Annotated in this window: 15 protein-coding genes and 1 pseudogene; 2 read left to right on the forward strand and 14 right to left on the reverse strand. The window is 65.5% G+C overall.

Annotation, left to right across the window (positions count from 1 at the left end; translation table 11 throughout):
* Window positions 1-10: 10 nt before the first annotated feature.
* From WFK36_RS10160 to WFK36_RS10195, 8 genes are all read right to left on the reverse strand, one after another.
* Window positions 11-940 (reverse strand): beta/alpha barrel domain-containing protein, encoded by a 930-nt coding sequence (locus WFK36_RS10160; protein ID WP_336791536.1) that lies wholly within the window; start codon window positions 938-940, stop codon window positions 11-13.
* Window positions 941-1018: 78 nt separating this feature from the next.
* On the reverse strand, window positions 1019-2212 hold the full coding sequence (locus WFK36_RS10165) for a CaiB/BaiF CoA transferase family protein (protein ID WP_336791537.1): 1194 nt from the start codon (window positions 2210-2212) through the stop codon (window positions 1019-1021).
* Window positions 2212-2562 (reverse strand): hypothetical protein, encoded by a 351-nt coding sequence (locus tag WFK36_RS10170; protein WP_336791538.1) that lies wholly within the window; start codon window positions 2560-2562, stop codon window positions 2212-2214. Before WFK36_RS10170 ends, WFK36_RS10165 begins: the two co-directional genes overlap by 1 nt.
* Window positions 2559-3779, reverse strand: coding sequence for a winged helix-turn-helix domain-containing protein (locus tag WFK36_RS10175; protein ID WP_336791539.1), 1221 nt, complete (start codon window positions 3777-3779; stop codon window positions 2559-2561). Before WFK36_RS10175 ends, WFK36_RS10170 begins: the two co-directional genes overlap by 4 nt.
* Window positions 3776-4300, reverse strand: coding sequence for a bifunctional adenosylcobinamide kinase/adenosylcobinamide-phosphate guanylyltransferase (cobU, locus tag WFK36_RS10180; protein WP_336791540.1), 525 nt, complete (start codon window positions 4298-4300; stop codon window positions 3776-3778). Before cobU ends, WFK36_RS10175 begins: the two co-directional genes overlap by 4 nt.
* Window positions 4297-4794, reverse strand: a complete 498-nt coding sequence (locus tag WFK36_RS10185) for a dihydrofolate reductase (RefSeq protein WP_336791541.1) — start codon at window positions 4792-4794, stop codon at window positions 4297-4299. Before WFK36_RS10185 ends, cobU begins: the two co-directional genes overlap by 4 nt.
* Window positions 4794-5300, reverse strand: coding sequence for a DUF1648 domain-containing protein (locus WFK36_RS10190; protein ID WP_336791542.1), 507 nt, complete (start codon window positions 5298-5300; stop codon window positions 4794-4796). The genes WFK36_RS10185 and WFK36_RS10190 overlap by 1 nt, the downstream gene beginning before the upstream one ends.
* Before the next feature lies 1 nt (window position 5301).
* Entirely contained in the window at window positions 5302-6108 is an 807-nt protein-coding gene (locus tag WFK36_RS10195) for a thymidylate synthase (protein WP_336791543.1), read from the reverse strand.
* Window positions 6109-6699: 591 nt separating this feature from the next.
* On the opposite strand from WFK36_RS10195, the gene WFK36_RS10200 reads away from it, so the two are divergent.
* Both WFK36_RS10200 and WFK36_RS10205 read left to right on the forward strand, forming a co-directional pair.
* The gene (locus WFK36_RS10200; RefSeq protein ID WP_336791544.1) at window positions 6700-10599 is read left to right on the forward strand and encodes a YobI family P-loop NTPase; all 3900 of its coding nucleotides are present in this window, start codon (window positions 6700-6702) and stop codon (window positions 10597-10599) included.
* A gap of 108 nt (window positions 10600-10707) precedes the next feature.
* Window positions 10708-10905 carry a hypothetical protein gene (locus tag WFK36_RS10205; RefSeq protein WP_336791545.1) on the forward strand — a complete coding sequence of 66 codons (198 nt, stop codon included), beginning with the start codon at window positions 10708-10710 and terminating at the stop codon, window positions 10903-10905.
* 322 nt (window positions 10906-11227) lie between these two features.
* On the opposite strand, the gene WFK36_RS10210 is transcribed toward WFK36_RS10205, so the two are convergent.
* The 6 genes and pseudogenes from WFK36_RS10210 to dapB form a co-directional block, all read right to left on the reverse strand.
* Window positions 11228-11773, reverse strand: a complete 546-nt coding sequence (locus tag WFK36_RS10210; protein ID WP_336791546.1) for a hypothetical protein — start codon at window positions 11771-11773, stop codon at window positions 11228-11230.
* Window positions 11774-11863: 90 nt separating this feature from the next.
* Complete coding sequence (locus tag WFK36_RS10215; RefSeq protein ID WP_336791547.1) at window positions 11864-12880, reverse strand: hypothetical protein; 1017 nt, start codon at window positions 12878-12880, stop codon at window positions 11864-11866.
* A 122-nt stretch (window positions 12881-13002) separates the two neighbouring features.
* Window positions 13003-13458 carry a flavodoxin family protein gene (locus WFK36_RS10220; protein WP_336791548.1) on the reverse strand — a complete coding sequence of 152 codons (456 nt, stop codon included), beginning with the start codon at window positions 13456-13458 and terminating at the stop codon, window positions 13003-13005.
* 47 nt (window positions 13459-13505) lie between these two features.
* Window positions 13506-13721 (reverse strand): annotated as a pseudogene (locus WFK36_RS10225) (flavodoxin family protein); the annotation flags it as partial.
* A 157-nt stretch (window positions 13722-13878) separates the two neighbouring features.
* Entirely contained in the window at window positions 13879-14364 is a 486-nt protein-coding gene (locus WFK36_RS10230) for a hypothetical protein (RefSeq protein WP_419717480.1), read from the reverse strand.
* A gap of 5 nt (window positions 14365-14369) precedes the next feature.
* Entirely contained in the window at window positions 14370-15122 is a 753-nt protein-coding gene (gene dapB, locus WFK36_RS10235; RefSeq protein ID WP_075051952.1) for a 4-hydroxy-tetrahydrodipicolinate reductase, read from the reverse strand.
* Between the last annotated feature and the right edge of the window lie 34 nt (window positions 15123-15156).

Consider the following 15156-nt stretch of genomic DNA (forward strand, 5'->3'; position numbering starts at 1 on the left):
GGCTGGGACTTTACTGGCCGGTACCGCCGATCACCCATTCGAACGCCGATGCCTTCGACCGAGCTCCCTGCGCCGTCTTCGATCGCGAGGTCTCCCCGAGTTCGGCGAGCAACGTCTCGCCTGCTTCGACGAGCATCCCGAGCAGCTTCGGCGTGAGGTAGTCGGGTCGGGTCGCGAACAATAGGTCTTCCGACGACGTGTTGCCGCTCGCTCCCGGGGCGAACGGGCAGCCACCCAGACCGCCGAGTGCGCCGTCGACCATGTGGGCGCCCGCCTCGATCGCGGCGAGCGAGTTCGCGACGCCCATCCCCCATGTGTCGTGGCCGTGGAAGACCAGGCGTCGCCCTGCGGCGTCGACTGTCCGAAAGAGGTCGGACACCTGTGCCGGGTGCGCTTGGCCGAGCGTGTCGGCGAGGACGATGTCGTCGGCCTCCACCGTGCGCGGATCGGCGACGATGCCCCGTACTCGGGCGGGATCGACAGGCCCGTCGAACGGGCACGTGAACGCCGTCGCGATGCACAACTGGATACGTCCACCCGCTTCGCGGATCATGTCGATCGCCCGTGGCATCGCGGCGACGCTGTCCTCCGTCAGGCGACCGATGTTCGCCTTGTTGTGGGCGTCGGACGCCGAGAAACAGTACTGCACATTGCGCGCTCCCGCAGCGATCGCCTTCTCCACATGTCGAGGCGTCGCGACCCAGATCCAGCAGCGTTCGAGCTCCTCCGGCGTGAGCTCGGCGACGACGTCGAGCGATCCGGCCATCGGCGGCACCAGATCGGGCCGGGCCATCGACCCGATCTCCAGTTCTGGCACTCCCGCGGCCAACAACGTCCGCGCCAGATCGACACGCGTCTGCACATCGAGCGCCTTACCCGTCAACTGCAAACCGTCACGGAGAGTCACATCGCGCAGGATCGCGTCGTGGAGGGCTGTCATGGGAGCGAGTTTATCGACGCTTCAACCTCGGAGGCCTTTCCGGTCCAGGGGCCGGAGAAGGTCTCCAGAGTTGGCGAGTCATCCATCGCGGAGGAAACGCTCCCGAAGCTCGTCAGTGTGCTCACCGAGGTCGGGCCCGACGGAGCGGATCGGCAACGACTTCTCGCCGAGGACCGGCACGATGCCGGGGAATCCGACGCTGCGCGGGGTGTCTCCCCCGGTGTCGACGTCGAAGTGCTGCACCATGTTCCGCGCTTGGTACTGCTCATCGGCGACGATGTCCGCGGCGGTGTAGATCGGCCCGGCGGGAACACCCGCGTCGTCGAGTATTGCAAGCACATCCGCGCGGGGCAGGGTCCCGGTCCACGCGCCGATCGCGTCGTCGACCTCGTCGCGACGCCGCCAGCGCCCGTCGTTCGTCGACAGGTCGGGGTCGTCGGCGAGATCGGGGCGACCGATGGCCCGCATGTAGCGTCCGAAGATCGCGTCGGCGTTGCCGGAGATCACCACGGACAGTCCGTCGCCGCAGGTGTAGCCGTTGGACGGCGCGATGCCCTCCATCCGGCCGCCGGTCCGCTCGCGCGTGACGCCGTACGCGCCGAGGTCGGGCACCAGCGACTCCATCATCGAGAAGATCGCCTCGTTGAGCGCGACGTCGACGATCCTGTCCTCCAGCGGCAACGGCTCGTCTGACTCGTCACGGCGACGCAGTTGTTCGTACAGGGCCATGACCGCGCCGAACGCGCCGTACAGTCCTGCGATCGAATCGCCGATGGACACTCCGACGCGCACGGGTGGTCGGTCGGGATCTCCGACGAGTTCCCGGAATCCGCCGTACGCCTCGGCGACGGCGGCGAAGCCCGGCCGTTCGGCGTAGGGTCCGGTCTGGCCGAACGCCGAGATCCGCACGAAGATCAGATTCGGATTGGCCTCGCTGAGCTCCGCGGGACCGAGCCCCCACTTCTCGATCGTCCCGGGCCGGAAGTTCTCGAGGACGACGTCGCAGTGCGCGGCGAGCGCACGCACGTCGTCGCGCCCCGCATCGGTTCGCAAGTCGAGGACGATGGACTTCTTGTTTCGGTTGATCGTGCGGAACAGCATCGACGTGTCGCCGTCGTACAGGCGCCAATTGCGCAGTTCGTCGCCGGTCTCGCGTTCCACTTTGATGACCTCGGCACCGAAGTCGGCAAGCATGCGCCCGGCGGTCGGGGCGGCGATGTAGTTGCCGAGTTCGAGGACCCGGACACCGTCCAGCGGCAGTCGGCGAGCCATCAAGCAGGCAACGCGTCGAGAGTGACGATGACGGCGGTGCCCTTGTCACCGATTCTCGCCACGCCCGTGCCGGTGCGGGTTACACCGTCGAGCACGATGCTGATCGGCTCCGGCCCCGGCTGAAAGTTGCGCCACCACGTCTTCTGAGACGGAGCGGCCACCCCGATGACCACGGTGTCGTCGCCTTTGCGCTGGAAAGCGATCGGCAGACTGATCGTCCGTCCGCTCCGACGTCCGGTGTAGGTGATCTCCGTCATCGACGAGCTCAGTTTCGGCCCGATGATCGGGGCCTTCATGATCGGCAGCATCACTGCATTGACGGCCTTGGCCACACGCTGGAAAGTGTTCACACCGAACAGTTTAGGTGCGCCGCCAACTCCCCGCGGGGATGGACGTTCACCTCGTCCAACCCGCGCCACCGGGCCATCGTCTGCAGGTCGACGGCGAGCCGCTGCGCCACCTCTCCCCTGTCGACGTCCGGTTCGACGTGCGATGCGAGGACCTGCAGCACCCGGGCCGCACGATCTGCTTTCAGGTCGACTCGCGCGACGACCCGGTCGTCCATGAGGTACGGCAGAACGTAGTAGCCGTGCACCCGTTTGGCTTCGGGCACGTAGATCTCGATGCGGTAGTGGAAGTCGAAGAGTCGCTCGGTGCGCGGCCGGAAGAACACGAGCGGGTCGAACGGCGACAGCAGTGTGCTGCGACGCACCGACCGCGGGGTTCGCGCATCTCGATGCAGGTAGGCGGTGTCGCGCCAGCCGTCCACGGAGGTCTCGGTCACGACTCCGTCGTCGACGAGGTCCGGGAGGACGGCGCGCACCTGAGCGGTGGTCATCCGGTAATAGTCGGCGAGATCAGCGACTGTTGCGACACCGTGCGCGGCCGCAGCCTGTGCGACCAACGCGCGATGCGCGTCGTGCCGAGGAATCTCGAGTCCCGCACGCTCGTCTCCGACGATGCGTTCGGCGAGGTCGTAGTGTCGGACGAAGTTGGCGTTGCGTGTCGCTGACAGGTCGCCGGATGCGAACATCGCTTCGCAGACGTGCTTCACATCGCCGCGGTCCCACCAACTTCCGGCTGCCGCCGACGGACGTTCGATGCCCAGCGCGCCCTCGATCTGCCGTGGCGTCGACGCTCCCTGCGCGACGATCACCGCGCGGATGTCCGCCGCGAGCTCGCCGTTGCGTCGCATCACGTCGCGCGTGTAGCGGTACCGACCGTCTCGATAGTCGTCCATCCGCCAACGCATCAACGGCCAGTCGTCGATCGGAATCAACGCGGCCTCGTGAGCCCAGTACTCGGCGTACAGGCGCGGCGACCGTTTCGTGTCCGACCAGGCGGCACGATCGAGGAGTCCCTCGTCGTACGGCCCGATCCGGCTGAACGTCGGCATGTAGTGCGCGCGGGCGAGGATGTTCACCGAATCGATCTGCAGGAACCGAGTGCGGCCGACGACCCGCTTCAGGTGGCTGCGAGTCGGCTCGCCCGACGGCATCGGGTCGGTGAATCCCTGGGCGGCGAGTGCGATGCGCCTGGCCTGGGGCAACGAGATATCGGCTGTCACCGCATGTCCTTCAGTACAAGCGGCAGTCCCACCGAGAGGAGCGTGACCCGGTCGCACACTTCCGCCACCCGTTGATTGAGTCGTCCGAGGTCGTCGACGAACGCCCTGGAGTGCGGGTCTGTGGGCACCACACCCGCTCCGATCTCGTTGGAGATCACGACTACTCGTCCGGGCGGCCCGTCGAGAACAGTCACAAGCTCGTCGAGCGCGGATTCTCGATTGAGAGGACGCTCTGCGCCGTAGTGCAGGTTGGCCAGCCACATGGTGAGGCAGTCGACGATGACGACGGTTCGGTCGGTTGCGTGGCGTCGGATCGCGGCTGCGAGATCGTACGGTTCCTCGACGGTCGTCCATTCGGTCGGTCGGTCGGCGCGATGGCGTGCGATCCGCGCTCGGATCTCCGCATCGCCCGCGACGGCCGTGGCGAGCACGATCACCCGATCGCCCGACTCGGCCGCCAGCGTCGACGCATGCCTGCTCTTGCCCGAACGGGCCGCACCGACGAGGAACTCGCTGGTCACGGCAGTGGTCGTCGTCGATAGTCGACGAATCGGTACAGCGTGCCGGTCTTCGAGTACAGCCAGTCCCCCGTCGACTCGGCCTGCCAGATGTCGAGGTCGATCTCGGGTGCGAACGCGTCCGCGCCCTCGACGTGCAGATCGATTTCGGTGACCCGGAGGTGCGTCGCGACGGCCATCGCCGCCGCGTAGATCTCGCCGCCGCCGATCACCGATGCGACACCGTCGACCAGATCGAGGGCTTCCTGCAGACCGGCGACCACCTCGGCGCCCGGAGCGTCGAACGCGCTGTTCCTGGTGACGACCACGTTGCGTCTGCCGGGCAGCGGGCGGAACGACGCCGGTAGCGACTCCCACGTCTTGCGGCCCATGATCACGGCGCCGGCGCCGGTGAGCGCCTTGAAGCGGGCCATGTCCTCGGGGACGCGCCACGGGATGGTGTTGGCTTTGCCGATCGCTCCGACACGGTCCTGTGCCCAGACGAGTGCGACGGTCATCAGCGCTCCGATCGTGCGGACACGCGGAAGATGCGGATCAGACCGATCAGCACCGCGCCCATCATGACGGTGAAGCCGGTCGCCAGGACGATCCCGCCGCCGATCTCGTGAACGGCGAGACCGATGCCTGCGTACAGCAGGGAGAGCCCGACCCCCATGAACACGAGCATCGTCTCGCCTTCGCGGTACAACGCCTGCGCGTTGTCCTCGGTGACTCGAACCGGCAGGTTGAACAGTTGCGGCTTTCGCGCGAGGTACGGGAACAGTGCGCCGATCACTGTGAAGATCGCCGCCAGGATGAGCACAGACCACCGCGGGCCGAACGAGTCCGCTTCTCCCACACCGTTGAAATGCGTCGGCACTTCGTCGGGCAGCGACGGATAGGTCGCCAGGAGGACAATGGTGACGATGCCTGTCACGGCGGGGCCCATCCACCGGGCTGCGCTGGTGATCGGACCCGTCCGGTAGTCCGGAGCAGGCCGTATCTGCCTACGGATGCCGACCACGTCAGACCGCCACCGGAGCTTTGATCGCCGGATGCGGCGTGTAGTCGACCACGGCGATGTCGTCGAACTCGTAGTCGAAGATCGATGCGGCCTTCCGCAATTCGAGACGTGGGTAGGCGAACGGCTCGCGCGACAGCTGCTCGGTGACCTGCTCCACGTGGTTGTCGTAGATGTGGCAGTCGCCGCCTGTCCAGATGAAGTCCCCGACGTCCAGTCCCGCCTGCTGCGCCATCATGTGCGTGAGCAGCGCGTACGACGCGATGTTGAACGGAACTCCGAGGAACAGGTCGGCACTGCGCTGATACAGCTGGCACGACAGTTTCCCGTCGGCGACATAGAACTGGAAGAACGCGTGGCACGGCGGAAGCGCCATCTGCGGGATCTCACCGACGTTCCACGCAGACACGATGTTGCGTCGCGAGTCCGGGTTGGCCGTCAACGTGTCGAGGGCGGTCTGGATCTGGTCGACGTGCTCACCCGACGGGGTGGGCCAGTTGCGCCACTGCACGCCGTACACCGGCCCGAGTTCGCCGTCCGCGTCGGCCCACTCGTCCCAGATGGTGACTCCGTGCTCCTGAAGCCAGCCGACATTCGAGTCGCCGCGCAGGAACCACAGCAGTTCATAGACGATCGACTTGAGATGGACCTTCTTCGTCGTGATGAGCGGGAAGCCCTCCGACAGGTCGAACCTCATCTGATGCCCGAACACGCTCCTGGTCCCGGTACCGGTTCGGTCCGCCTTCGGCGTGCCTGTCTCCAGGACCAGTTTCAGCAGGTCCTCGTACGGTGTGGGGATCGGCGTGCTCACGCTCCCGAGTGTAGCGATGCGACCCAGCCGACGTGATCCGCCCGTGTTCTGCAAATCCGACTCTGCGGTGCAGCGGCTCCCACTCGGCAGTACGCTCCCCGACGAGCATCCATCAGACGCCGCGAATAACGTAAATCAGAAGCAGCACAGCGACCGGATTCAAGGCCGTCGGTACAACGCTGATCGGCGTCGCTGTCGTGTTGCTAACGATGGGTTTCACAATCGAAAGGCGGGGGAGCGTTCTTCGCCGACGAGGCTCGCGAGATGACAAGCACACCCTGTGCTTTCGGCTTGAGCGGTGATTGTCATGCTGTGCGGCGAGCTGTCACAGGGAAGTCGGCTGAAAGTGTGAGGCCCGCAGCACCCGGCCGGTCGGTCACTTTGTCGCTGAATTGAACATCTCGTGGGTGGGACGTCGAGCTGGCCCGGCCCGACTGAGTGCGGTGAGGTGAACTACCTAGATGGCCGGTGTCGGCACCTTCACCTAGAGTCGTACCTGTCGGCTTCCCGGCCGCTCATCTGCGGACCGGGGTTCACACTCGGTCCCGGCCCAGACGTGAAGCGGCGACGCGCAAGGAGTTGGGAGCCACAGTGCCTGAAGCAACACCCCAGGATGCGGCGGAGACCGAGGACTGCACGGTCGGCCACGATCCTTTTCCGGAGCGCGCGGTAGACCCCGCCTCAGGGTCTCCTACGCCGGCCTCCGGGCGCACGGCGCCCGCTCTCGCGTCGTTAGCGCCGAAATTTGTCGAGTCTCAGCACCAGTCCTACCTGGAGCGGCTGACGGCTGCCTTGGATGATGATCGGAACCGCAACATCGCGCTCACCGGTCGGTATGGGGCCGGCAAGTCAAGCATTCTGGGTAAGTACGTCGAGGAGCACTCAGACACCACGCTGCGCCTGGCGATCTCCTCACTCGGCCCGAGCGACGAAGGCACGTCGCTGACAAACCGAATCCAGAAGGAGGTCGTGAAGCAACTCGTCTACAGCGCCGAACCGTCCACACTTAAGCGGTCGCAGTTCCGGTGCCCCGTCGAGCTGTCGTGGGGCAGGGCGACGTGGCAGGCTGGCGCTGTGCTGGCACCTCTGGCGGCGCTGCTGGTGCTGATGGGGTGGTTGCCGACCCCCGAGGTCGCACAGTCAGCCCACTCGTTCCTCCGGGGCCTGGTGTGGCTGGTGTTGGCTGGCATCGTGCTGGCTGCGGCCGCAGGCGTGCGGATGCTGACCCACGAGAAGTTCTTCGTCTCCGACATCTCGGCCGGGGGCGCCACAGTGAAACTGTCGGAAAAGAAGCTCACCTACTTCGACCAGTACCTCGACCTGATCGTGAACTACTTCGACTCTGAGAACATCGACATCGTCATCTTCGAAGACCTCGACCGGTTCGACGACCCGCAGATCTTCGAGGCTCTTCGGGAGCTGAACACGCTGCTGAATGGACCCAAGCGCGGCAAGGCCCGGTCCGGACGGCCACTGCGGTTCGTGTACGCGGTCCGCGACAGCCTGTTCGAGAAGCTCGGTGCCGAGCAGGACCGCGTCGGCCAGACCGACGCCGCCACGACGGCTGCAGACGCGAGCATGCGAGCCGCTCGTCGTGACGACGCCGTAACCGCGGAGACAGCCAGGGCAAACCGGACCAAGTTCTTCGAGGTCGTGGTCCCTGTCGTGCCGTTCATCTCGCATCGCAACGCCCGCGACCTGCTGAAGGGCCTGCTCGACGATGTCGGCGTGAGGATCGAGCGTTCTCTCGTCGACCTTGTGGCCCGCCACTGCACCGACATGCGGCTGCTGCTCAACATGGTCAACGAGTACCTGGTGTTCGCCGAGCGACTCCTGCATAGCGAGAAGCGCGCGCCGGAGCTGGACGAGACGAAACTGTTCGCGCTCGTGGCGTACAAGAACTTCCACATGGCTGACTTCGAGAACATAGCGCGCCGCACCAGCGCCCTGGACGTCCTCTACGACGACCGACGCGGCATCATCCGCCTCGGCGTCGAGCGGCTCGAGAACGAGAAGCGCGCTGTGCTCAAGGAGGGCGCGCGACCTACGTCCGTCCGGCCGTTCATTCGAGAGATGGCCAAGCGACTCAACGCTGTGGCAAGCATGCTGCGGGACCAACAGGGGTCGACCGACGGTGAGGTGAGGTACCGAGTCGGCGACGAAGACTACCCGATGTCGGCCGCCGCAACGGCTGTGTTCTGGGACCACGCGCTCGACACTGCAAATATCACAATGATGGTTCGCCGGCGTGGCTACGGAGATGTGTCAATCGCTTCGCTGAACCAGGACGGGCTGAAGAATCTCTACCCGGAGCTGCTAGAGGGCCGGTGGGAGAAACGGAACGAGAAGGCAGCGCAGATCGAGGCAGCGAGGATCAACGCCCAGATAGCCGCTCTCAGGGGTGCCGACTTCCGCGGCGTCATCGATTCCACGGTCAGCTATACAATGCCCCAGCCCCTGGCCGGGACAGGCGGCCCCGGCACCGTCGACTGGCAAGCCGCCGCAGACGGCGACACCTCGACCGAGGCAGTGACGATGGCGGATCGTGTGCACGAACTTCTCGACTCCGAGCTCGCGCGCGACCTGGTCCGCGGCGGTCACATCGACCCGAACTACAGCGTGTACGCCGCCCAGTTCTACGGCAACTTCGCCGGTATCGACGTCCACACGTTCCTCATCCAGACCGAACAGACAAACGGCACCGATATCGACCACAAGTTTCGCAGTCCGAACGCCGTCCAGAACCTGCTCGCCGAAGCCAGCGCCGACTTCACTGCTTCGGTCAGTGCGTTCAACACCGACGTCGTCGACTGGTTGCTCGCCGCCGACCACGGCGGCGCCAACGACGTGGTCGAACATCTGGTGCGGGTGCACGACACAAGCGATATCGCACAGCGGTTCATGGCCACCTACCTGACCTCTGGGAAGGCACGAACCGAGTTCGTAGCCCGGCTCGCGCACGAGGGGTGGCGGCCCGTCTTCACCCACCTGGTCACCAGCACCGACGTGCCCGACGACGTCCGCGTCGAACTCGTCGACGTAGCGCTGCGCGCTACCACCGCTAAGACCATCAGCGCGTTTGACACCCCCGCCGACGTCGCGCACTTCGTGCTTGGCCACTACCAGCAGATGCCGGCCTACACCGACCCTCAGGACGCAGGAGTCGCAGACGCCGCAGTCGCGATGCTCGTGCGGTGCGACGTGTGCCTGTCCGATCTGAACGGGCTCCACAAAGACGTGCTCCACCGTGTCGTGAAGTCGGACCTGTACGAGCTCAGCGCCGAGAACTTACGCCTTGCCGCGAGCATCGAAGGCCCCGTGGCGCTAGACCAGCTCCTCGATGCGGCCCCGGACACCGTCTACAGCTACTGCTTGCGCAACCCCCATGAGTATCTCGCCCTGATCGCCGCCGACGACGCCACAGACGCCGCCATCACCCACGAGGCGACGCTCGTCAACGTGCTGAACACCGACGAGGCGGCCGATTGGCCCTCGGAGCAGCTGGCGGCAGTACTCGGCGGCACCGCGACCCCGGCCACCCTCAGCGACCTCGAGGCGGCACCACCAGCGACTTGGGAGTCGCTGGCCGGAGCCCAGCTCTTCCATGCCACCGCGGCGAACGTCGAGGTGTACCTGGACCAGGTCGGCAGCATCGACACCAAGCTCAGTGAGCTGCTGACCGCCGCCGGCGCCTTCACCGTCGACACTTCCGGATTGGAGTCCGCCAACGAAGCGGAGGCAGGCGCTGAGGAACAGACGTCTTCGGACGTCCGTAAACTCGCGGTCGCTGTGCTGAACGCCCGCGTCGAGATCCCCTCGACCGAGATGCGTGTGCAACTCGCAAAGAGCCTGGACGGCCTCCAGACACACCTTACGGCGACCGACATCGCCGCTGAGAATAGCGATCTGTTCGCCCGGCTCCTGGACGCCCGACTGCTTGCCGACGATGCCAACACGTTCGATCACCTCGCGACCGGCGGCTGGCACGCCATCAGGACCGGCATCGACGCATCTGCGAACGTGGCGACGTTCCTGGCCCCCACACACGTCGTCGGCGCCGTCGGCGACGTCCTCAAAGACCGAAGTACTGCCGACAAGGTCGGTCACCGCATCCTGAAAGAACTGGACTCGTTCGTCTCGGACGAGAACGCATACACCTGGGCCCAGGTCGCCCAATACGCGCTGCGAACCCACAACGTCTTGGCGTGGTCGCAGTTGCAGCGGCTAGCAGCGATCCGTGCTATTCCAGCGCGGCAGACAATGCAGCTCATCAGCTTCGCCGACCCGCAGCCGGCGGACGTACCGGAGGTCCTCGCCGTCCTGTCGAATCTCGAGAGCCCGTGGTGTTACCCGGCAACTCGCGAGGTCGCGAAGTTCGACGCACCCGATGAGGAGCCAGCCATCTCTGTGCTCCAATTCCTGGCGTCACAGAACGTGCTCAAGGTCAACAGGCCTAAGCTCACCGGAATGCGCACCGTCACACTCCTGTAGGACTTCGAACTCGCCCATGCGCGCCGGCAGGACCAATTCGGCCGGGACGCGGCAACCGAAGACCTACCTGTCCGGACAGCGTCGACGATCGAATCCAAGCCCCGGTTGGTGGCGAACTGTTGGGGCTCGATCACCGGACTCTTGCACCAGCTCTACACCGATGGCAAGATCTCGCAGCCCGACGTCGACCACGCACCGTTCCTGCCCCTCGACGGCACCGACGCGCGAGCGTTCGCACTCGCCAACATCAGAAGCGGTGCGACGCCGGGCACCGTAGGGATCACCCCGGCAGGCGTGAGGGCCTGACCTGTCGGTACGCCACAGTACGATCGGTGCGTGTTCACCCTGACTGTCGTTTCAGCCGTCGCCGCCGTGGTCGCCGCGATCGCTGGCATGCTCGGGTACCTCCAGGCCCGCCCCACCTCCCCGTTTCGCACCGAGCGGATCGACGACGACACGATCGTACTAATCCGCACTCGACATCCACAGGTCGCCATCTTCGGGGTCTATGTCCTGGGTGTGCGTCCTTTGGTTTCCGTCGACATGGCCGCGACCACCAGCAATCGCAGGTTGAAACGCCCCGGCGAGTTACTTCTGAATGTGAGCGGAATTCCGCTCGGCAACAACCTCATCGTGAGGTACCGGCGCGAGTGGCGCGGTGGCAGTGCGGGCACGGCCGACAGCTCCAACCCAGTAGGGCGCACGCAAATGTGGGGTCGGACGCTGCGTTAGCTGTCCTGCCCCCCTCGATATCGGGGTGGGTGTACTCGGCATCGACGCTAGCGCGCTTCACGTCCATGACCTTGAGCAGTTCGCCCTTCGGTCCGTAGAGCTTTGTGCGCACCCGCCACCCCTCGGGCGGCTCGTAGTCCTCGTACTCGGGCGGCTGCTCGCGAATCCGCCTGCGGCCCCACTCGATCAGGCCATTGATCGTGGCCTTCGCCAGCTCCACCGTCAGACCGCCGCCAACTCCGACGAGATACGCGGTGAGAATGTCGAGGGGTGGCGCTCCCATGCCGCCAAGCTCGCGATAGACAAGCTGAGTCTCGACGTCTTGCGATCGCAGCACCTCGGGCAGAGACTCCAGCGCCTCGCGGTGGTGGGGTTCGAGGTAGTCAGTGCGTGCGCGTACCTCGATGAGAACCGAGGGCGGGGGCGAGGGCGGTGTAGTCACCGTCGAACTGTATCTGCGTGCGCTGACAGACACACCCTAATCGACACACCGCCCCCGGTGGCAGATCGGGCACTAGGAGCGGTGCGGAGGTCAATCCAGTTTCACGAACGACGGCCTCGGCGCAACGACGGGGGTCCTCTTCTCGTTGATGCTCAGCCACGCGGGTGGCTCCACCGACATCAGTTTCTTGTCCACCGTGATTAGGTTCTGCTGGGCGGCGTCGTTGAGGGCTTCCAGAATCTCGATCACCTTGACGGTCTCGAACTTCTCCAACTGCTTCTGGATCTTCTGCGCTTTCGCGCTCGGCTTGTAGTAGTAGGGCGCACGGTCGTGCCGACCAGCAGTCAAGATCGCCTCGGCCACTGCCTCATACGCGTCATTGAATAACCCCATAAACCCATCTGGATCTGGCAACGCGACAAGGTGAAGCGACTTCCACCGCTGGTAGCCGGGCCTCAGATCCACGGCCTGTGGCACTATCGCCACGCGTAGCCCCTTCCCGTCCTCAAGCTGGTGCCAGTTGCTCTTGATCGTCGCAGCAGCGAAACGAGATTTGTCAGCCCCGCTCAGAAACAGGTCGGTCTTCCAGACCTTCTTGATCCTGTCCCTTAGAAACGGCTCTCCCGATACTCCGCGCGCAGCCACGGGAATCCACGAGTCGAAGGCGAAAGGCCGACCAGAACCGTCTGGGAGCAGAACTGCGTCGCCACTCGCGTTGCTGACAACCGCCTCAGTGAACCCAAGGTGCCGGGCACGCTCGTGCCCGAACATCAGCGACGTAGGCATATCGATCCCCGCGAACGACTTCGGGCTCACCTTCTTGAGCGCCTCTGAGACCAGGTCGACCACGCGCGGTTCACCGCCGACGATCGCTTCATGCACCGCCCACTCGAACCCGTCACCGCGCGCACCCTTGTCGCGATGGAGCCTCGCGACCTTGGACAACTGGCGGAACGTCACGTCCACCCGGTCGCAGTTGAGGTCTTCGAGGTCCGAATGGGAGAGTTCGTCGAAGTGGGCTCTCAACACTGATCGAGATACCGCGTATAGCGCTCGCCCATACTCATCAACCGGTTCACTCTGATTGAGGAATGTCACCTCGGCCATCGGCTATCTCTCCAAACTCCAGTTGCGCGACCGAGCAGCCTGCCCTGGTCATCGGGCAGATTCTAATTGCTCAGGCCGACAACGTGACCGTTGCACCGGCGAGCCGCCTAACCTGCCGCCCGTCACTGCTCCATCAGCCCGGCGGCGACCGTCGCGCCCAGCTCCCAGCACGCCTCCAGCACCGACTTGTCGGGCTTGTTCGCGGCGATGACGTACTCGGCGGCCTTCTCCCAGCCGAGCCCGGCGGTGATCCGGTCGACGGCGTTCTCGGCGCCCTCGGTCCCCTCGTTGCCGTGCAGGTACAGCCCGAACGGGCGGCCCCGCGTGGAGTCGAGTATCTGGTAGTACGAGCAATCGAAGGCGTGCTTGAGAGCACCTGAAATCGACCCGAGGTTCGCCGGGCTTCCGAGCACGTAGCCGTCTGCGTCGAGGAAGTCGCTCGTCGACACCGATAGCGCCGCGCGGCGCACCACTTCGACGCCCTCGATCTCGGGGTCGGTCGCACCGCTCACCACTGCCTCGAACATCGCCTGGCAGTGCGGCGAGGGAGTGTGGTGGATGATCAGCAAGCGCTTCATGCCGCCGACCTCCAAGAACACGTAATAGCGGGGCTTTCGCAACTCAAATGCTTAAGAGCACCACTCATGTACCCGAGGTTTGCCGGCGTCCCGAGAAGGTATCCGTCGGCGTCGAGCACCTCGGCGGGCGACACAGAGAGCGCAGCGCGCCGCACCACGTCGACACCTACGATCTCGGAGTCGGTTGCGCCCGCGACGACGGCCTCGAACATCTCCTGGCAGTGCGGCGACGGCGCGTGGTGGACGATCAGCAGGCGGGCCATGTGGTCAGAGTGCCGGAGGGCCTTTCGACTCGCAAGCTCGCTCAAGGAGCAGCGGGGCAAGCTCGCTCAAGGAGCAGCGGGGCAAGCTCGCTCAAGAAGCAGAGGCGAGCTTGTTGAGGTGCAGGGTCGAACTCGCTCAAGGAGCAGGCGAGCTGGCTCAGGGAGCGGGGGTGGACTTGGCAACGCGGTATTGGCCCGCGGCCCGCTTCATCATCTCGCGGGCGCGGGAGCGGTCGCCCGCGTAGTCGTAGGCGCGGGCGATGCGGTAGGTGCGGACCCAGTCGGACGGGTCCGCTTCCCACTCGTCCTTGACCTGGGCGAACAGCTCATCGGCGGCGTCGCGTTCGATGCGGCCCGACGCGCGTCGCGGCAGGTCGTCGACGTCGAGTTCGCGTCCGAGGTCGGCGACGGCGGCAGCCATGCGCTGGTGTTCGATTCCCGACTTGAGCGTCGCGACGATCATCCACACGCCGAGCAGCGGGAGGATGAACACGCCGACGCCCAAACCGATCGAGACCGCGGTCCCCTCCCCGATCAGATTCACCGCCATTCGTCCGAGGATCACGAAGTAGACGCACATCGCGATGACGAGGAAGGCAATCATCGCCACGATCGGACGGGAGTCCGGCTTACGTGCAGACACGCGCGTCACAGATCCATCAGGTGCTCGAGGCCGACCGTGAGGCCGGGGCGCGAGCCGATCTCGCGGACGCCCAGGAGAACACCGGGGACGAACGAGTTGCGGTCGATCGAGTCGTGGCGAATGGTCAGCGTCTCCCCCTGGGTGCCGAACAGCACTTCCTGATGGGCGACGAGTCCGGCCAGGCGGATCGAATGAACGCGGACACCGTCGACGTCTGCGCCGCGCGCCTCCTCGATGCCCGTCGACGTCGCGTCCGGCGACGGTCCGAGCCCTGCTTCGGCGCGAGCCGCGGCGATCAGCTGGGCCGTTCGCCCTGCGGTGCCGGACGGCGCATCCGCCTTGTGCGGGTGGTGGAGTTCGACGACCTCGACCGAGTCGAAGAAGCGTGCGGCCTGCTGCGCGAAATGCATCGACAGGACTGCGCCGATCGCGAAGTTCGGTGCGATCAACACGCCACTGCGCGGATTCGCACCCAGCCACTCGGTGACCGTCGCGAGGCGCTCCGACGTGAACCCGGTGGTGCCGACGACCGCGTGGATCCCGTTGTCGATCAAGAACTTCAGATTGTCCATCACCGCGTCGGGGTGGGTGAAGTCGACGACGACCGACGTCTCCGAGTCGACGAAGGCCTGCAGGGAGTCGCCCTTGTCGACGCCGACGGTGAACACGGCGTCGGAGGAGCCTTCAACACCTTCGATGATGGCCTTGCCGACCTTGCCGTTGCTGCCGAGTACACCCGTGCGGATGCCGTTGCCCATGAGCGGAGCCTCTCTTGTCGCGGATCTCCCGTCC

It is taken from the genome of Gordonia malaquae, from assembly GCF_037148075.1.
GTDB classification, from domain to species: domain Bacteria; phylum Actinomycetota; class Actinomycetes; order Mycobacteriales; family Mycobacteriaceae; genus Gordonia; species Gordonia malaquae.